Origin of the sequence: Mesorhizobium sp. M0244, assembly GCF_040321795.1 — a bacterium.
Taxonomy (GTDB): domain Bacteria; phylum Pseudomonadota; class Alphaproteobacteria; order Rhizobiales; family Rhizobiaceae; genus Mesorhizobium.
Genome location: NZ_JAMYSE010000006.1, coordinates 102,025 through 120,097, shown reverse-complemented (window position 1 = coordinate 120,097; position 18,073 = coordinate 102,025). Strand labels below are relative to the sequence as shown.

At 61.7% G+C, this 18,073-nt stretch carries 17 protein-coding genes, 1 tRNA gene and 1 pseudogene; 8 read left to right on the top strand and 11 right to left on the bottom strand.

What is annotated here, in order from left to right:
• Nucleotides 1–57: 57 nt before the first annotated feature.
• Nucleotides 58–1,242 (bottom strand): amino acid aminotransferase, encoded by a 1,185-nt coding sequence (locus NKJ08_RS07470; RefSeq protein ID WP_352523777.1) that lies wholly within the window; start codon nucleotides 1,240–1,242, stop codon nucleotides 58–60.
• Between the two features lie 217 nt (nucleotides 1,243–1,459).
• On the opposite strand from NKJ08_RS07470, the gene NKJ08_RS07465 reads away from it, so the two are divergent.
• From NKJ08_RS07465 to NKJ08_RS07450, 4 genes and pseudogenes are all read left to right on the top strand, one after another.
• Complete coding sequence (locus tag NKJ08_RS07465; RefSeq protein ID WP_502896076.1) at nucleotides 1,460–1,990, top strand: sigma-70 family RNA polymerase sigma factor; 531 nt, start codon at nucleotides 1,460–1,462, stop codon at nucleotides 1,988–1,990.
• On the top strand, nucleotides 1,990–2,763 hold the full coding sequence (locus NKJ08_RS07460) for an anti-sigma factor family protein (protein ID WP_352523869.1): 774 nt from the start codon (nucleotides 1,990–1,992) through the stop codon (nucleotides 2,761–2,763). Before NKJ08_RS07465 ends, NKJ08_RS07460 begins: the two co-directional genes overlap by 1 nt.
• A 27-nt stretch (nucleotides 2,764–2,790) precedes the next feature.
• Nucleotides 2,791–3,498 carry a Bax inhibitor-1/YccA family protein gene (locus tag NKJ08_RS07455; RefSeq protein ID WP_352523774.1) on the top strand — a complete coding sequence of 236 codons (708 nt, stop codon included), beginning with the start codon at nucleotides 2,791–2,793 and terminating at the stop codon, nucleotides 3,496–3,498.
• A gap of 21 nt (nucleotides 3,499–3,519) precedes the next feature.
• Nucleotides 3,520–3,999: pseudogene (locus NKJ08_RS07450) on the top strand (DUF2076 domain-containing protein); the annotation flags it as partial.
• 89 nt (nucleotides 4,000–4,088) lie between these two features.
• Here the strand turns inward: NKJ08_RS07450 and NKJ08_RS07445 are convergent.
• The 9 genes from NKJ08_RS07445 to NKJ08_RS07405 form a co-directional block, all read right to left on the bottom strand.
• Nucleotides 4,089–4,688, bottom strand: coding sequence for a hypothetical protein (locus NKJ08_RS07445; protein WP_352523772.1), 600 nt, complete (start codon nucleotides 4,686–4,688; stop codon nucleotides 4,089–4,091).
• A gap of 399 nt (nucleotides 4,689–5,087) precedes the next feature.
• A complete protein-coding gene (locus tag NKJ08_RS07440; RefSeq protein ID WP_352778013.1) occupies nucleotides 5,088–5,906 on the bottom strand; it encodes an MBL fold metallo-hydrolase in 819 nt (272 codons plus the stop codon).
• A gap of 3 nt (nucleotides 5,907–5,909) precedes the next feature.
• On the bottom strand, nucleotides 5,910–6,704 hold the full coding sequence (locus tag NKJ08_RS07435; RefSeq protein ID WP_352523768.1) for a TatD family hydrolase: 795 nt from the start codon (nucleotides 6,702–6,704) through the stop codon (nucleotides 5,910–5,912).
• Entirely contained in the window at nucleotides 6,704–8,290 is a 1,587-nt protein-coding gene (gene metG, locus NKJ08_RS07430; RefSeq protein WP_352523867.1) for a methionine--tRNA ligase, read from the bottom strand. Before metG ends, NKJ08_RS07435 begins: the two co-directional genes overlap by 1 nt.
• A gap of 120 nt (nucleotides 8,291–8,410) precedes the next feature.
• On the bottom strand, nucleotides 8,411–9,466 hold the full coding sequence (locus NKJ08_RS07425) for a DNA polymerase III subunit delta' (RefSeq protein ID WP_352523766.1): 1,056 nt from the start codon (nucleotides 9,464–9,466) through the stop codon (nucleotides 8,411–8,413).
• Complete coding sequence (tmk, locus tag NKJ08_RS07420; protein ID WP_352523865.1) at nucleotides 9,463–10,137, bottom strand: dTMP kinase; 675 nt, start codon at nucleotides 10,135–10,137, stop codon at nucleotides 9,463–9,465. The genes NKJ08_RS07425 and tmk overlap by 4 nt, the downstream gene beginning before the upstream one ends.
• 64 nt (nucleotides 10,138–10,201) lie before the next feature.
• Entirely contained in the window at nucleotides 10,202–11,332 is a 1,131-nt protein-coding gene (locus NKJ08_RS07415; protein WP_352523863.1) for a D-alanyl-D-alanine carboxypeptidase family protein, read from the bottom strand.
• Nucleotides 11,333–11,462: 130 nt separating this feature from the next.
• Nucleotides 11,463–12,680, bottom strand: coding sequence for a septal ring lytic transglycosylase RlpA family protein (locus NKJ08_RS07410; protein ID WP_352778016.1), 1,218 nt, complete (start codon nucleotides 12,678–12,680; stop codon nucleotides 11,463–11,465).
• A gap of 279 nt (nucleotides 12,681–12,959) precedes the next feature.
• A complete protein-coding gene (locus tag NKJ08_RS07405) occupies nucleotides 12,960–13,844 on the bottom strand; it encodes a GNAT family N-acetyltransferase (RefSeq protein WP_352523763.1) in 885 nt (294 codons plus the stop codon).
• A gap of 323 nt (nucleotides 13,845–14,167) precedes the next feature.
• Between NKJ08_RS07405 and NKJ08_RS07400 the strand changes: the two genes are divergently transcribed.
• From NKJ08_RS07400 to rimO, 4 genes are all read left to right on the top strand, one after another.
• Nucleotides 14,168–14,257: transfer RNA gene (locus NKJ08_RS07400), tRNA-Ser, on the top strand.
• Between the two features lie 66 nt (nucleotides 14,258–14,323).
• Nucleotides 14,324–14,731: a DUF930 domain-containing protein gene (locus tag NKJ08_RS07395; RefSeq protein WP_352523762.1), complete on the top strand. Its 408-nt coding sequence runs from the start codon at nucleotides 14,324–14,326 to the stop codon at nucleotides 14,729–14,731.
• A 182-nt stretch (nucleotides 14,732–14,913) separates the two neighbouring features.
• The gene (locus NKJ08_RS07390) at nucleotides 14,914–15,573 is read left to right on the top strand and encodes a TerC family protein (RefSeq protein WP_352523761.1); all 660 of its coding nucleotides are present in this window, start codon (nucleotides 14,914–14,916) and stop codon (nucleotides 15,571–15,573) included.
• A 158-nt stretch (nucleotides 15,574–15,731) separates the two neighbouring features.
• The gene (rimO, locus tag NKJ08_RS07385; protein ID WP_352778019.1) at nucleotides 15,732–17,045 is read left to right on the top strand and encodes a 30S ribosomal protein S12 methylthiotransferase RimO; all 1,314 of its coding nucleotides are present in this window, start codon (nucleotides 15,732–15,734) and stop codon (nucleotides 17,043–17,045) included.
• A gap of 47 nt (nucleotides 17,046–17,092) precedes the next feature.
• Here the strand turns inward: rimO and NKJ08_RS07380 are convergent, their stop codons facing one another.
• The gene (locus tag NKJ08_RS07380) at nucleotides 17,093–17,980 is read right to left on the bottom strand and encodes a LysR family transcriptional regulator (RefSeq protein WP_352781579.1); all 888 of its coding nucleotides are present in this window, start codon (nucleotides 17,978–17,980) and stop codon (nucleotides 17,093–17,095) included.
• Between the last annotated feature and the right edge of the window lie 93 nt (nucleotides 17,981–18,073).

Sequence of the window (18,073 nt, the reverse complement as noted above, 5' to 3'; positions counted from 1 at the left end):
CGCGCGGCCAACGGCTTCAGCCGGCGAGGGCGCAATGTCCACAGTTGGACGCCTATGTCAGTCGAGCACGGAGACAATCGCCTTGGCGAGCGCGTCCATGCCGTCCTCAGGCAGGCCGGCAACGTTGATGCGGCTGTCGCCGACCATATAGATACCATGGTCGGCGCGCAGCCGCTCGACTTGCGCTTCCGACAGGCCAAGCCGGGAAAACATGCCGCGATGGCTGGCGACGAAATCGAAACGATCGGAGGTCGACTGCCGGCGCAGCGCCTCGGCGAACTGGACGCGAAGCCGCAGCATGCGCAGGCGCATCTCTTCAAGCTCTGCTTCCCAGTCGGCCCGCAATGCGGGGTCTTCAAGCACCATGCGCACCGCAGCCGCGCCATGGTCCGGCGGCATCGAATACATGGCGCGCGCCGCCGACAGCATCTGGCCCATCGCCACATCCGCCTGAGTGCCGTCTTTCGCCATGATCATGGCCGCGCCAACGCGGTCGCGATAGACGGCAAAGTTCTTCGAGCAACTCGAGGCAACGACCATTTCAGGGACTTTCGCCGCCAGCAGGCGCAAGCCGGCGGCGTCCGCATCAAGCCCCTCGCCAAAGCCCTGATAGGCAATGTCGACAAAGGGCAGCAGGCCGCGCTCGCTGACAAGATCCGCAACGGCAGCCCATTGCGCCGCGTCCAGATTGGCGCCCGTCGGGTTGTGGCAACAGCCATGCAGCAGCACGACGTCGCCGGGATGCGCGGTTCTCAATGCATTCAGCATGTCGTCGAAGCGCACCGCGCCCGAGGCAGCGTCGAAATAGGGATACTCGTGTATCTGCAGGCCAGCGGCGCGCATCACCGGCATGTGGTTCGGCCATGTCGGGTCCGACAGCCAGATCGTTGCCTCGGCGCGTGTCCTTTTCAGCAATTCGGCGACCAGCCGCAGCGCGCCGGAGCCGCCGGGCGCCTGCGCAGCGCGGATGCGCGTCATGTCGGCCGCCGGGCCGAACACCAACCTAGCCATTGCGGCATTGAAGGCGGTGTCGCCGGCAAGTCCGAGATAAGTCTTGGTGTCCTGGCTTTGCAGCAGGCGCTTTTCGGCTTCGCGCACAGCGCGCATCACCGGCGTCTTGCCGTCGCGATCCTTGTAGACGCCGACGCCGAGATCGACCTTGTCGGGACGCGGATCGGCGCGATAGAGGCCGATCAAGGCAAGGATCTTGTCGGCAGGCGCGGGCTGGAGATTTTCGAACATCGATAAGGTTCCGTTGGCGGCGGAGTGATACGCAAACCGGCCGTGCTTTGCCAGCGGTTTCATGTGCGCCAACTCGGCGCCGGTTTTCCTCGAGCCCGGCCGATACTATCTGCCGGACTAGGGCAGGCGCGATATCTCCCAGAAAGAGCGCAGCGAGCCGCGCAAGAAAAATTCGGGGAAGCGGGATTAAAATCCCGACCTGCTCCGTAAACAGGACATGAAACGGCCGATGCCACGCTTCGATATTCTGGGACAGCTTGGTTCGCTGCGCCGCTACGCACGCTCGCTGACACGCGACAGCGCCGATGCCGAGGATTTGGTGCATGATGCGCTGGTGCGCGCCTATGAGCGACGCGGCAGCTTTCGCTCCGGCGGAAATCTTCGCGTATGGCTGCTGTCGATCGTCCACAATGCGTTCATCGACGGCTTGCGATCCCGCAAATCCGAAGCGATGCGCGTCGAGCAGGCCGGCTATCTCGCCGAGGCCAGCGTCCAGGCTCCCCAGGAACATTCAGTTCGTCTGGCACAGGTGCGCGACGCCTTTTTCACATTGCCGGAAGAGCAACGTTGCGCGCTGGATCTCGTTGCCATCGAGGGGCTTAGCTACAGCGAGGCGGCCGAGGTCAGCGGCGTGCCGCTTGGCACGCTGATGTCGCGCATCGGCAGAGCGCGTGCGGCCCTCCGCGAGATGGAGGACGCGGCACCGGCATGCACGAAAGGCCATCTGAAGATCGTCGGAGGTCGATGATGAACCAACTGCGCGATCCTGTGACCGATACCGATCTCTATGCCTACGTCGACGATCAGCTGGACGTTGCGCGGCGCATCGAGGTCGAAGCATTTCTTTCCGCGCGCCCGCAAGCGGCGGCGCGCGTGATGTCCGATCTCCGGACGCGTGACGAGCTGCGCGTGGCGCTTGCCGGATCGAAGGCCATGGCGCAGCCGAGAACGACCGATGCGGCACGGCGGCTGGAGCGAGGCTTGGCGCGCGGCCGCGTTCTCGGTGCTTTGCAGCGGGCGGCGGCGGTCGCTGTTTTCGTTGCCGCCGGCTGGCTTGCGAATGGGCTCATCGGACCGATATCGGTGACGGAAGTCGTCGCCTCGACCCATCCGCCCGCTTTTGTGGAGGAGGCGATCCGGGCGCACCGGACGACGCTCGTGCGCGAAGCCATGTCGTCGCAATCCGAAGCGCCCAATTACAATGCCGACGAAATCCGCGCTGCCACGGCGATCATTATGCCGTCACTGCCAAAGGACTGGAAAGTCCGTGACGTGCAGATCTACCCGTCACAGTTCGGCCCGAGCGTCGAGATGGCTGTCGAGACAAGGGAGATGGGCCTGCTCTCGCTGTTCGCTATCCGGCCCGGAACATTCGACGTCGTCAGGCCGACTGTCGTTCCGTCGGGCGAAGTTTCCTCGGCCTATTTCCAGATCGGCGAGGTCGCCTACGCAGTCGTCGCACGTAGCGGCGTCCAGGGCCTCGATCGCACGGCCGAAGCGCTCGCCAGAACGCTTTACTAATCGACTACCTCGAAGAAGGAGAACCAAATGAACAATCTGGGATATATCGGGGCCGGAGCCCGAGCCGGAGCAGTCTATGACGAGGGCCTGCGCCGGCACATGCTGCGCGTCTATAACTACATGGGCCTTGGCCTCGTCGTCACCGGCTTGATCGCGTTCGTGGTGTCTTCCACGCCCGCCCTTTACGTGCCGATCTTCTCCACTCCGCTGAAATGGGTGGTGATGCTGGCGCCGCTGGCCTTTGTGCTGCTGTTCTCATTCCGGATGCAGACGATGTCGGCAGCCGGCGCGCAGGCGATGTTCTGGGCTTTCTGTGCGGTCATGGGCCTGTCGCTGGCTTCCGTGTTCCTGGTCTTTACCGGCACCAGCATCGCGCGCACCTTCTTCATCGCCGCCACCATGTTCGGTGCGACCAGCCTTTACGGCTACACGACCAAACGCGACCTGACGCAGTTCTCGTCGTTCCTGATCATGGGCCTGATCGGCGTGGTGATTGCCAGCATCGTCAACATCTTTCTCGGCTCGACTGCGCTGCAGTTCGCGATCTCGGTAATCGGCATCGCTGTGTTCATCGGTCTCACCGCCTGGGATACTCAGACGATCAAGGAGCAGTATGCGGAAAACTTCGGTGCGGAATCGCAGCAGAAGCTCGCTGTCTTCGGGGCATTCTCGCTCTATCTGAACTTCATCAACATCTTCCAGCTGTTGCTGAACTTCACCGGAGAGCGCGAATAGCCGCGTCGCCAGGCACCGCCGCGCGATGCCGAGGCGGAGCGCTTCATCCAGGACCAGATCGCCCGGCAGTCAGGGGCACCATACTACATGGCGCAGACGATCGTAGTGCAAGAGCAGGCCCTGAACGCAGCACAGGCGCGCATCGAAGAACTGGAAGAGCAGGCGCGGCAGCCTGCCGGCGGTGGACCGCTCAGCGGCTTCTTCGGCCGCAGCGGCGGCAGGCGTTCTGGCTCGGTTCCGCGGGTAGGGCGCACCGCTTCTGCTGCAGCGGGAGGACCACAAGACAACCCACAGCGGGCCGGCGGCGGTTTTCTTGCCGGCGCGGCGCAGACTGCGATGGGTGTGGCTGGCGGCGTGCTGCTCGGCAATGCGATCGCCGGCATGTTTGGTGGCAACGAAGCGCAGGCAGCCGAACAGCCGGCACCCCAACCAGACGAAGCTGGCCAGCCAGACGATGCTGGCTCCGATAATGGCGGTGACTTCGGCGATATGGAATTCTGACGAGCGACCCAGCCTGCGCCGGTGCTCGTGGCGTTGCCGGTCAGCAGACAGGCGAGGGCAGCATCCGGGAAGCGAGCCCTCGCCGGCGGCTAATAGCCCAAGCGCTTCAATTCAGCCTTGACCGCCGCGATTGTCTTGAAGCGGAAACGCTTTGTCGTGCCGTCGCGCCATCCGCAGTCGCAGGTGGCGTCGAACTTTTGGCTCACTTTCAATTGGGTCAACGCCTTCTGACCCGGTTTGGGGGTGTCGAAGAAGCGAACTTCATAGAGCGTACCCGAGACATCGTAGTGCGACACTGGCCAGGCAAGTATGACGATCAGCTCCTTTGCCGGATCGTGATCGGCGTTGACGAGGCCGAGCGCTGTAATCTCCGGCGTGCCGCCTTCGTGTTCGCCAACCGTGACCTGGATTGCACGGTACCCGTTGGGCTGCTGCTGTAGCGCGACGAGTGGGCGTTCCGGATATTCCTCGGTGGTCTGGTAATCGACGAACAGCGTCTGGAGCCCGTTCCAGGTCACGGCTGTCGTGTGCGGGTCAGCGTTGTCCGCGAACCCAACAACACGTTTCGCGAAAGCCAGGTCATTCTCGCCTGGAGCATGATTGAGATCCTGCGCTCGCGTGTCGGTGAATGCGCAGGCGACAGCGAAGACAAAACCTGCAAACGACCAAAGTCTCTTCATGATTCGCAACTTAGCATGCTGTTGCGAATGTTTGCGATCTCACTCCAACTAGAACTGCAATGCGGCGCTCAAGAAGTTTAGCTTTGAGCGCATGTCATGAGAACGAGCGTGCGCGACCTCTGCAAGCCTCGCTTGCGCCATACGGCCGGGGCACTGGGACACGATCGGCGATCACGTTGAAGCCGGAGAGACGCTGGAAAATGTCGCGTCTCTAACTTGCTCAACCGTCGCATTCCTAAAATGGCTACAAGCTTCAGTCGCATAAGATAGATTATGGAACTGACATGGCCGATAGGATGTGGCGTGGAGATAGCATAAGCGAGCCGCTGGGCGGTTTTGGAGCGAGAATTGGTTTCATGCATCTCGCGAGACCTAATCCTGGAACCCAGCCATGAAAAACTTGGTCCTTCACGCTGATTTGTAAGGGATTTCGATCCTCATGCCGTCATAGGCAGGCTCGACGTTGACCGGCGTCTCGGCCATCACCGTGGCGTAGTCGAGCGGCACATGCATATGCGTCAGCACGGCGTTCTTCGGCGCCAGTCTTTCGATCCAGCCAAGCGCCTGGCCAAGCGACAGATGACTCGGATGGATGGTGTACTGCAGCGCATCGATGACCAGCATGTCCAGCCCTTGCAGACGCTCGGCGGTCGCTTCGGGAAAGTCGCTTATGTCAGGACAATAAGCGAGATTGCCGATACGAAAACCCAGCGAGATGATGTCGCCATGGATCTGCGGCAGCGGTTCGAGGGTGAGGGCACCGCCCTCGCCTCCGATCACCACCGGCCTGGCGTGGTCAATGATATGGGCGTTGACGATCGGCGGGTACGAACTGCCTTTCGGCGTTTCGAAACAGTAGCGAAACGCTTCCCGCAGCCGCAGCATGGTGGCCTGGTCGGCATGGATGTCGATCCGGTGGCGCTGCTCGATCACGAAGCCACGCAAATCGTCGATGCCGTGGATATGGTCGGCGTGCGGATGCGTATAGATGACCGCATCGATGCGCCTGACCGATGCCAGCAGCATCTGCTCGCGGAAATCCGGGCCGGTGTCGATGACGACAGTGGTCCGGGCGCCATTCGCCGCGATCCGCTCGACCAGCGCTGCGGTGCGCATGCGCCGGTTCCGGGGGTTCGCGGGATCGCAATTGCCCCAGTCGCCGGTGATGCGCGGCGTGCCTGGCGATGAGCCGCAGCCGAGGACGGTAAGGCGCAACCGGTCGCTCATGCGTCAGGCGCCCGGCGCGCTCGGGCGCGGCATTTTCCTGAACAACCGGAAGAAATTATCCGTGGTGACGGTCGCGATCTCGGCGTCGCTGACGCCGATCGTCTCGGCCAGCACCTTGGCTGTATGCGCGACAAAGGCAGGCTCGTTGCGCTTGCCGCGAAACGGGATCGGCGCCAGATACGGCGCGTCGGTTTCGACCAGCAGACGGTCGTGCGGCAGATCGGCGGCGATGGCGCGCAGCTCGGCGGAGTTCTTGAAGGTCAGGATACCCGAAAAGGAAACATAGCCGCCGAGCGCTACGCCGATCTCGGCCAGCCTGTGCCCCGACGAAAAACAGTGCAGGATGAAGGGGAAGGCGCCCTTCCCTGTTTCCTCTTCGAGAATATCAGCCATGTCGTCGTCGGCGTCGCGGGAATGGATGACCAGCGGCAGACCGGTCTCGCGCGCGGCGGCGATGTGGGTGCGAAAGCCCTGCGCCTGTGCATTGCGCGGCGCGTGATCGTAGAAATAGTCGAGCCCGGCCTCGCCGATCGCCACCACTTTGCGATGAGCGGACAGCCGGACCAGATCCTCAACCGTGACATCAAGCTCTTCAGCCGCATTGTGCGGATGAGTGCCGACAGAGCAATAGACATCGTCGAAAGTCTCTGCAATATCAACTATTTGTTGAAAACGCTTCACCCGTGTCGAGATCGTCACCATACGTCCCACCCCGGCCGCGAGGGCGCGGGCGACGATAGCCGCCCGCTCCTCGGCGAAATCCGGAAAGTCGAGATGGCAATGGCTGTCGACCAGCATCAGGCGTTCGCGTCCGGCTGTTCGACATAACGTGGAAACACCGGTTCCGGCACCGGCAGCGCCGTGCCGGGTACCAGCGCATCGCCTTCCGCGACATGCTCAAAATTACGGCTGTCTGCCGGCACCGCCAAAAGATCGAGCAGCTTTGCCGCCGAGTCTGGAATGAAGGGCTGGCACAGCAACCCGACACGCCGGATCACCTCAGCCGTCGTCCACAGCACCGTTTCCATGCGTGCCGGATCGGTCTTCTTCAGCGCCCACGGCTCCTGCCCGGCGAAATAGCGGTTGGCTTCGGCCACCACGCCGAAGATCGCCGCCAGCGCCAGATGGATACCCTGGTCGGCCATCGTCCTGCGCGCCGTGACAAGGGCGACATCTGCCTGATCGAGGATCGCCTTGTCGGCGTCGCTCAATTGGCCACGCTTCGGCACCACGCCGCCGCAGTTCTTGGCGATCATCGACAGCGAGCGCTGTGCCAGATTGCCGAGATCGTTGGCAAGGTCGGCATTGGTGCGGTTGACGATCGCATCATGGCTGTAGCTGCCGTCCTGGCCGAACGGCACTTCGCGCAGGAAGAAATAGCGCACCTGGTCGAGCCCGTAATGCTCGATCATGGCGAACGGGTCGATGACGTTGCCGACCGACTTCGACATTTTCTCGCCGCGGTTGAACAAAAAACCATGCGCGAACACGCGCTTCGGCAATTCGATGCCAGCCGACATCAGGAAAGCCGGCCAGTAGACCGCGTGGAAGCGCACGATATCCTTGCCGATGACGTGGACGTTTGCCGGCCAGAAAGACCATCTCTCATTGGCCGGATCCGGATAACCGGCGGCGGTGATGTAGTTGGTCAAGGCGTCGACCCAGACATACATCACATGCTTGTCGTCTCCCGGCACCGGCACGCCCCATTTGAACGTGGTGCGCGAGATGGACAGATCCCTCAGGCCGGATTTGACGAAGCTGACGATCTCATTGCGCCGCTCCGCCGGTCCGACGAATTCGGGGCTGTTCTCGTACAGTGCGAGCAGCCTGTCCTGATAGGCGGAAAGCCGAAAGAAGTAGCTTTCTTCTTCGGTCCATTCGACGGGCGAGCCGAGCGGTTCACGGCGCACGCCGTCGTCGCCGACCTTGGTTTCGGCCTCGTCGAAATAGGCTTCCTGCCGCACCGAATACCAGCCGCTGTAGCGGTCGAGGTAAATGTCGCCATTCTCAGCCATGCGTGTCCAGATCGCCTGGCAGGCCTTGTAGTGCCGCTCCTCGGTAGTTCGGATAAAAACGTCGTTCGAGCAGCCGGTCGCTTCGAGCATCGAACGGAAGATCGCCGAATTGCGATCGGCAAGCACCTTCGGCGTCAGGCCTTCGGCGTCCGCCGTCTGCTGCATCTTCAAGCCGTGCTCGTCGGTCCCCGAGACGAAGAAGACGTCCTTGCCGTCGAGCCGCTGGAAGCGGGCAAGCGTGTCGCTGGCGATCACATTGTAGGCATGGCCGATATGCGGCTTGCCGTTCGGATAGAAAATCGGCGTCGTGACGTAGTATTTTTCGCGTGACATGGATGAGCCGTCATGAATGTCAGAATGAAAGATGTCGCGGTGAGATATCGCATCGAAACGGCAATTGCCATCCGACGCCAATGTGGTGGATTCGAAGTTCCTGCCATTGGTTGGGATCAACGCTCAGGGACATCAAAGCCACGCCAGCGGCCGTCACATTCGCATTGCAGAATTCAGGCGGTCGATCATGGTCAGGGCGTGCTGCTTCTTGTCGAGATTGTAGGTCTCGGTTTCAGATATAGCGTTCAAAGCCTCGTGCCAAGTATCCGACAGCGTTTTGGCCCGCGCGAGATCGCCGGCCAGCGCGGCCTGGCTGGCGCCGGCCGACAGCAGATCAAGCGCTCGGCGATTGAAGATGTCGAATGGGATCGCCTGGTCACGGGCGGCGACCGCCTCGGCAAGACGGTAGGCGCCGGCGACATCTATTTTTTGGACCATCACCAGGGCGTCGAGGGTGGAGGCGATTTCCAGCCCGCCATATTGCGTCAACAAAATCGCGTTGCGGGCGCTGCCCCCTGCCCGTTCCGCCAGCGCCGCGCGCGCTGCGGGATCCTCCGGCGGCGGCGGCTCGATGCCCTCCAGAACCGTCATCAGGCTATCGGCGTCGAGCGGCGTCAGCCGCACCATCTGGCAGCGTGACCGTATCGTCGGCAGCAGGCTGCCCGGCGCATGGACGATGAGGATGAACAATGTCCGCGCGGGCGGCTCTTCAAGATTCTTAAGCAAGGCATTGGCGGCATTGGTGTTCATGTCGTCGGCGGGATCGACGATGACCACCCGGTAGCTGCCGTCATGCGAGGTCAGCGACAGAAAGCGGCTGACTCTGCGGATCTCGTCGACGGTGACCACGGTCTTGAAGCTCTTGGTCTTGTCGTTCGCGGGGCGCGTCAGATGCAGCACCGAAGGATGCGCCCCGGTGGCGATCTGGCGAAACAGCGACGAAGCCGGATCGGGAACGGCAAGGCTTTCCGGTGCCTGCTCGAAGACCGGGTGCTTCAACAGGTGATGCGCCAGGTGAAAGGCCAGCGTCGCCTTGCCGATGCCGACCGGCCCGGCAAAGATCAGCGCGTGCGGCAGCTTTCCCGAGCGATAGGCGGCGGCAAGCATGTTGGCCGCCGGGAGATGTCCGACGAGGCGCGGCGTTTCGGATGGCTCCGGCACCCCGTCCAGCGTGTCGTGCTGTTCAGGAGCGATCCGTTCGAAAATCATGCCGGCGCCGCCTGTCTGTTTTGCGCCGGCATCATCCTCTCGAGGGCCGCGAAGACGGTGGCGGTAACGACATTCTCCACCATGTCTGGGTCGGCGGATGCATCGATGACGGTGCAGCGTTCGGGTTCAGCCGCGGCGATCGCCAGAAAAGCCTCGCGGCGGCGCTGGTGGATCGCCAATGTTTCCTTCTCGAAGCGGTCCGGGCCGTCACTGCTGCCTCGCCGGGCGGTAGCGCGCCTCAGGCCTTCGGCGGGATCGATGTCCAAGATCAGCGTCATGTCCGGCACCATGCCGTTGATGGCAACCTTCTCCAGGGCGTCCATGAATGCCAGGTCGAGGCCACCGGTGACGCCCTGGTAGACGCGCGAGGAATCCATGAAGCGGTCGCAAAGTACGATCGAGCCGCGCTCGACTGCCGGCCGGATGACCTGTTCGACGTGGTCCGAACGCGCGGCGGCGAAAAGCAGCGCTTCCATCTTGGGGCCGAACGGCTCGGCCGCGCCTGAAAGCAGGACATGTCTGACCGCCTCCGCACCCGGCGAGCCACCTGGTTCACGCGTCACCAGCACATCGTATTTCTTGGCGCGCATCTTCTTTGCCAGCCGCTCGATCTGCGTCGACTTGCCTGCTCCTTCGCCGCCTTCAAAAGTGATGAAAAATCCGCGCGCCAAAGCCTCTGTCCATGCTTCGGGGACCGTATAGTCCCAGCGGGAAAAAAGGTCCACCGCGACCGCACTAACGCAGCCAGCCGACGGCCAGTTCCTTGGCGGCATCGAGAGCGCGTTGCGGCAGCGAGCCGACACCGATCGACTCGGCGGCAAAAAGCGGCGTCTCCTGGCTCAGCGTGTCGCCGATCCACACGCGCAGCGCACCCACCGGCTGCCCCTCCTCCACGGGCGCTGCAATCGGTCCGTCATAGACGATCCTGGCCGTGAGCTTGTCGCGGTTGGTGATCGGCAGGAAGATCTCCACCGGTCCTTTTGCCTTTAACGCGACGCCGGATTTGGCGCCGCCAAAGACCTGGGCTTCGCCAACCACTTCGTCGTTGGCGAATACCTCAGTCTTCTCGAACGAGCGAACGCCCCAGTCGAGCAGCTTTCGCGCTTCCTCGGCGCGCTCGCGGTCGTTTGCCAGCCCGCTCATCGCCGCCATCACCCTTGTCCCATTGTGGCTGACCGAGCCGACGATGCCGAATCCGGATTGCTCGCTGGCGCCGACTGCAAGGCCGTCGGCGCCTATATCCATGGCCAGCAACGGGTTGCGGTTCCTCTGGGAGATCTTGTTCCAGGTAAAATCCTTCTGGCCATAATAGCGGTAGAGATCCGGGTAGTTCCGCCAGAGATGCAAGGCCAGAAGCGCAAGCTCGCGAACGCTAGTTTGCTGCCCATCGGCCGGCAGACCGGTCGAATTGACGAATGTCGATTTCTGCAAGCCGATCTGGCGGGCGCGCTCGGTCATCTGCGCCGCGAAATTCGCCTCGGACCCGGCCATTCCTTCAGCGATGACTATACAGCCGTCATTGGCCGCCTGCACGGTCACGCCCTGGATCAGGTCTTCGAGCCGGATCGTCGACTTGAGTTTCGCGAACATGGTCGATGTCCCCGAAGGAGCGCCGCCCTTGCGCCAGGCGTTCTCGCTCACCACGAAGGTGTCGTCGAGCGTCATGCGCCCCGACTTGATAGCGTCGAAGACCACTTCCATCGTCATCAGCTTGGCCAGCGAGGCCGGCGGGATCAACCTGTCGGCATCCTTGGAAAACAGCACGGTGCCGGTTTCGGCATCGATCATGAAGGCCTGCGCGGCCTTGGTCTCGAAAAGCTGTGCTGAGGCCGGCATAAGCGAGAGCAGCAGCAGGCCGAGCGCCATGAGCCCGGTGAAAGGGTGGAAAAATTTCATCAGTTCGACCAATCAGCCGGCGCTTTTGCAAGTTGGGCCGAAGCTATCAGGCTTTTGCCTGGCGGATCAATCGTGCACGGAAAAACCAGGCAGCCCGAGGTCAGTTGCGTACAACAAGCGCATCCGGCGCACCATGCGACCACGCGGCTTTCAGCATCTCGTCCAGGCTGCCACGGCCGTCGGCATAGAGGTTGACCGAGTACCAGTCCTTGCCGTCGAGATCGGAGCGCTGGATCTCGGTCTTGCCGAAGCTGGAAAGCTGCGCCGCCACCCGCTCGGCCTCGGCGGCGTTCTCGAACGAACCCGCCGCAACATAGTCCATAGGCGACCCGGCTGGAGGAGCTTGCTGTCTCCACGATTGAAGAATCTCGGCGGGCGACATGCCGGCGCCATCCAGTGCGACAAAGGCGTTGGAGGCGCGCTGCACACGCTCATCGGCATAAGACAGCGACGCCACGGTGAATGGCGATTGCGCCGGCAGGTTGATCTCCGGACGCTCCGGCACGATCGGCCCGTAATCAGGTAGCGTCACATCGCCGGAGGCTGGTGCCTGCGTCGCAATGACTGCTTCCGACGCCTGCACGGAATTCGTCAGCTGACCGGGGAACGGCACCGCCGCGGCGCTCACCGGCAGGCTCGGCGACGGCCCATTCATGGCGACCATGACACCGCTCGGCAGACCGTCCGACGCATCCGGTGCCCTGTTGCCGGGATGGTACGAAGCCATCAGATATTGGCCGTCATTGCCTTCGAGCGGCGCACGGCCGACATATTCGACCTTCACCTCGGCCGTACCGACATTGGCGTAATCGAGCATTTCAGCAGCGCGCTTCGACACATCGATGATGCGCCCATCATGATAGGGTCCGCGATCGTTGACGCGCACGATCACCGAGCTGCCCGTCTTGAGATTGGTTACCCGCGCATAGCTCGGCAGCGGCATGGTCGGATGCGCCGCCGTCAGATCGGCCATGTCGTAGACTTCGCCGTTGGCGGTCAACCGGCCGTGGAAGGCCTCACCATACCAGGATGCGAGGCCAACCTTGGCGTAACGCTTGTCTTCCTTCGGATAGTACCACTTGCCGCGTACCTGATAGGGTTTGCCGAGTTGGTCGCGTCCGCGAGACGTCTTGAACAGCACGCGCGGGCTGGCTTTCACACCGTATTCGGCTTCGGAAAAATATTCCTTGGAGCGAGGTTTCTTGTTGACCATCGCCTTTTGCTGCGGCCCGGCACATGCCGCAAGAAAGGCTGCCGACAAGGCAAACAGCGCGAAAGCGGAAGCGCGACGAAGACGCGGGCGCGCCGTGGTCTGCATTTTTCGATTGTCCCCTACAGTCTCGACAAAGGCACCGCAACGTGAACGTCAGCGGTGCCAAAGCACCCACTCCAGAAACGCCGGCGACGCCCTACCCCAATCCTTTTGTGCGCAGGAATTGTTTATCACCGTATTAACCGATTGTGGTCGGAACCGGGCGAGATTGTGGCACGGGACCGTCTCGCCGATCGGCATGAAAATCATCGCCTATCGATCAGCAGCGCCATTCGTGCCGCACGCGCCTTGCGGCTAAGCGTTGGCGTGTCTGCGAGCGCAAATTCAGGGACCGAATATCACAAGTTCGGTGAACGTTAGATCTCCAAGTGCGGGTGGTCTGGGACCCTTGAAGTATTTCAGCCCCTTGTTGGGGCGGTACCACCCCGACAAACCTGGAATCGGCTCCTTGGCGTCGACAAAGCAAACCAGGATTCCGCTTCGCAAGAGAAAGCGCCCCATGGCACCGGCGCACCGGCTCAAATCCGTGAGCGAGCGGCAATAGATGATCTGATGGCATCGGATAAGACCGTGCAACATTCGGCGCGGCATCAACACCAAGGGGAACGCTGCTCCGTCGCAAATGCAGATCAACGACAGGCAGCCCAGCGCCGAGTGTTCCGAGAGTATGTATCTCTCACTCTCGGACAACATCGCCAATTCCGGAAGATCAGGACGGAATTCGAGCACGCGACATGATCGCTGCGCCGAATTCAAAGCCGGCAGGAAGGTAAATTGTCCCTTGGAAAAGAGGCGAAAGCCGAGCGCCCGGTTGGCTTTTAATGTCGCTTGTGCCGGCGAAATGTTCGTGTAGGTCACATCCCTCCGCTTGAGAACCGCCGCGACCAACATGGCGCCATAGGGACGGAATTCTGCGTCGACTGACCAGCTTGAAAGGTTGCAGCGGATTTCGTCGCCCTCCGGCCCCTGGTAACGGGCATAAAGGGTGAGCACAACGCCGACGATCCGACCGGCGTGCTCCAAAGCAAAGCCATATTGTGGGAGCTCGGCAACCGCAGGCCGCTGCGACAAACGGGTCAGAGCCTGTATCCAGTAACTCCGGTTACGCTGCGGAAAGCCCCTGCACAGGCAGTCGACCACTCCCTCCCAGTCGGTTTCGCGAATTGGTCTACAGCGAAGACCGGGCGGGAGAGCGCCAAGTACGGCCAAAATCAACTCCAGAATACGATTTTACTTAGACGTGCTTAACGCTCCAACATATCGGCGCACAACGATTAATAGTCTGTGCGGCTTTTAAAAACGATTTTCCACACTCGGCATAAAACACAAGTCGGATTGGCCATGACGCATCGATGACCGCCCCCCGTTCTGGCCCGCACCGAAACTTGCCGCCGGCGTGGTTGACTTGGCATTGAATGCGGCTTTACAGGAATGAAGCGCGAACCGGTCGGGGAACGTCCTGGTGCCAATCCGGTACCGACTGCTCGAACCCGCCCCTCTCGCGATATCCTAAGTGGTTGAAAAATCACCTTGGAGGGATGGCCGAGCGGTTTAAGGCACCGGTCTTGAAAACCGGCGTGGGTGCAAGCCCACCGTGGGTTCGAATCCCACTCCCTCCGCCATTGTAGCACTTGCGTCGAGATGACCAGGAAGTGAGCCCACGATCGGGTTGATTTCTTCGCCCAAATATGGTGCTTCTCCCGCCCATGAATAAACTATTTTTTGCGGTCCTTGCATGGATGGCGCTGGCTTGGCCGGCCAGCGCGATGGACAGCGCATTGCGCACCGGCCTGCTCAAACTCGACCCGCAAACCCGGCTGGAGCAGCGATGCGACGCCGAAATTCTCGACCGGATTACCCGTGACGACCACAAATACAAAGCCGATCGCGTCGTCGCCTACGCCTTTGCGACGCCCGAAATGGGCGCCGATGCGATCAGGAGCCCGGGCGCTGCCTTTCGCAGCAAGGGACAATGGTACCGGCTGAAATTCAAATGCGAGACAGCGCCGGACCATATGCAAGTCCTGCAACTCCGCTACCGGATCGGCGAGGAAATTCCGGAAAGCGACTGGCCCAAATACAACCTCTACAACTAGACATCCGCGACCTCTGGCCCCATGTTTCGGGTCGATCGTCGCAAACTCCGTATGTTGCGGCCGCGACCGGCGGTTTACCGACCTTGTCTCAACCAGTCCCTTGACGCGCGGGAACCATACACGTTAGGGCGTCGAGGCACTCGACGCGAACGGTCGGCCAATCAGCAAGGGACTTCCAGTCGATGGAAATTTTCACCGCCGCAGGCCTCACGGCCCTGCTCCAGGTCATCGCCATCGACCTCGTGCTTGCGGGCGACAACGCCATAGTCATAGGCCTTGCCGCGGCCGGCCTGCCGATCGAGCAGCGCAAGAGAGCGATCCTTATCGGCGTGGTGGCGGCGACGGTGTTGCGCATCGGTTTTGCCGCGATCACTGTCACCCTGCTCCAGATTGTCGGCCTACTGCTGGCCGGCGGCATCCTGTTGCTGTGGGTGTGCTGGAAGATGTATCGCGAACTGCGCACCTCCCATGCCGACGAAGTGGAGGCGACGGAGGCGTTGTCCAATTCCGATATCAACAGCGATAATATGGTGGCCGGCAAGGCGCGTAAGAAGACCCTGGGCCAGGCGGCATTGCAGATCGTCATCGCCGACGTTTCGATGTCGCTCGACAACGTACTGGCGGTCGCCGGCGCGGCACGCGATCACTTCCAGGTGCTGGTGATCGGCCTCGTGCTGTCGATCGCGTTGATGGGCCTTGCCGCGACCTTCATCGCCAAGCTGCTGCACCGCCATCGCTGGATCGCCTATATCGGCCTTTTGATCATCTTCTATGTTGCACTCGACATGATCTATCGAGGCGCGGTCGAAGTGTTGCCGCATGTCAGCAATGCGGTGAGCTGACGCTTCGACAGGATTTTCGCATCGACGCCGGCCTTTGAATTCGAATCGACCAGCCTTTGGCGACGTCGGCGGTTGCGTTTCGCCGCAGCCGCTGCCCATACCAATGCCGCGACAAGTGTGGTAGTGCGCCGCCAATCCTGAAATCTGGAAAAGCTTTGATGTCCGCCCCTCGCGTCAGTTTCGTCAGTCTTGGATGCCCGAAGGCCCTCGTGGATTCCGAGCGCATCATCACGCGCCTGCGCGCCGAAGGCTACGAGATCGCGCGCAAGCATGACGGCGCCGACCTGGTCGTCGTCAACACCTGTGGCTTCCTCGATTCGGCCCGCGACGAATCGCTCAATGCCATCGGTTCCGCACTTTCGGAGAATGGCAAGGTCATCGTCACCGGCTGCCTCGGCGCCGAGCCGGACGTCATCCGCGAAAGACATCCCAACGTCCTCGCCATCACCGGCCCGCAAGCTTATGAAAGCGTGATGGCGGCAGTGCATGAGGCTGCTCCCCCGAGCCACGATCCCTACATCGACCTCTTGCCGCCGCAAGGCGTCAAGCTCACGCCGCGCCACTACGCCTACCTCAAGATTTCGGAAGGCTGCAACAACCGCTGTACCTTCTGCATCATCCCGGCGCTGCGCGGCGATCTCGTCTCGCGGCCGGTCGCCGACGTCCTGCGCGAAGCCGAGAAGCTGGCCAATGCCGGCGTCAAGGAGATCCTCGTCATCTCGCAGGATACCAGCGCCTACGGCATCGACATCAAATACCAGACCAGCATGTTCGGCGATCGCGAAGTGCGGGCGAAATTCCTCGATCTGTCGCAAGAGCTGGGCAAGCTCGGCGTCTGGGTGCGCATGCATTACGTCTATCCCTACCCGCATGTCGCGGACGTCATCCCGCTGATGGCCGAAGGAAAGATCCTTCCCTATCTCGACATTCCGTTCCAGCACGCCTCGCCGCAGGTGCTGAAGAACATGCGCCGGCCCGCCCATGGCGAAAAGACGCTCGAGCGCATTCGTGGCTGGCGCGAAGTTTGTCCGGACCTTGCCATCCGCTCCACCTTCATCGTCGGCTTCCCCGGCGAGACGGACGATGATTTCGAGATGCTGCTCGATTGGCTGGACGAGGCCAAGATCGACCGCGCCGGCTGTTTCAAATACGAGCCGGTCAGAGGTGCCCGCTCCAACGACCTCGGCCTCGAGCAGGTTTCGCAGGAGATCAAGGAGGCCCGCTGGCACCGCTTCATGCAGCGCCAGCAGAAGATTTCGGCAACGCAGCTCACCAAGAAAATCGGCAAGCGCCTGCCGGTCCTGATCGATGAGGCGCATGGCAATTCGGCCAAGGGTCGGACCAAATACGACGCGCCCGAAATCGACGGTTCGGTCCACATCCAGTCACGGCGGCCGCTGCGCGCCGGCGACATCGTCACGGTCAAGATCGATCGCGCCGACGCTTATGACCTCTACGGCTCGGCGGTCTGACGATCGACAGGTGCGAGGGCCTTTCTGCTAGGACGTGACTGTTTCGCTTACGCGGATAAGCATCCGCCGGAGCCAGGCGTGACCGGGATCGCTGTCGTTCTTCCGGTGCCAGAGCAGGGTTTCCTGATAGCCGGGGTAATCGAAGGGTAGCGGAAAGAGCGCACACGCGGCCAATCCGCAAGGCGAATCACGTTTGCCGACAACGTGCAGATCATGTCCGTATCGGCGATGATGGCCGGCACGGCGAGCGCATAAGGCAGGCTCATTGCAACGGTCCGCTTTAGGCCGCGGTCGTCCAGCAGGCGATCGATGTAGCCCTTCAGGTCGCCGACGTGAGTGACCAGCAAATGCGGATATTTCAGGAAGAGTTCGAGCGTCAGTCCGTCGCGGATTTCAGGATGTTCGGTCGAGACGATCGATATCCATTTCACGTGGAAGAGCGATGCACGTTTGATCGTCGTCGGCGCGTCTGGCAGGATAGTGATCGCAAGGTCGATCGAGCCCTTCTCGAGGCAATCGACGATCTCCTGGCGGTGCAAGCTGCGCAAGACAATCGAAATTGTCGGCGCCGCTGAACGGAGCATTGGAATCAGCCTAGGCATCAAGGTCGCCGCGATATGGTCAGTGGTCGCGATCCTGAAGACGCGCTCCGACCGCTCCGGCGAGAAATGGCCGAAACCTCCCAACGCATCCTGGATCTGACGCAGCGCGGCCCGGATCGGATCGGCGAGGTCGAGCGCCTTTTCGGTTGGCCGCACGCCCTCCGCGTGACGGATGAAGAGATCGTCGGCGAAAAACCGGCGTAGATTGGCGAGGCGCTTGCTCATCGCCGGCTGGCTGAGCCCGATGCGAGCCGCCGCGCCGCTCACGCTCCGTTCACTGAGCAGCGCGTCGAAGGCAACAAGCAGGTTCAGATCGACTGCAGCCAGATTCACACCGACCTCCGGTCGAAGCGTCATTACCAGCAGGAATATGGGGATACCAAATATCGATTGGACGACTGAAAGCAAACTTGGAAATTGGCGTAT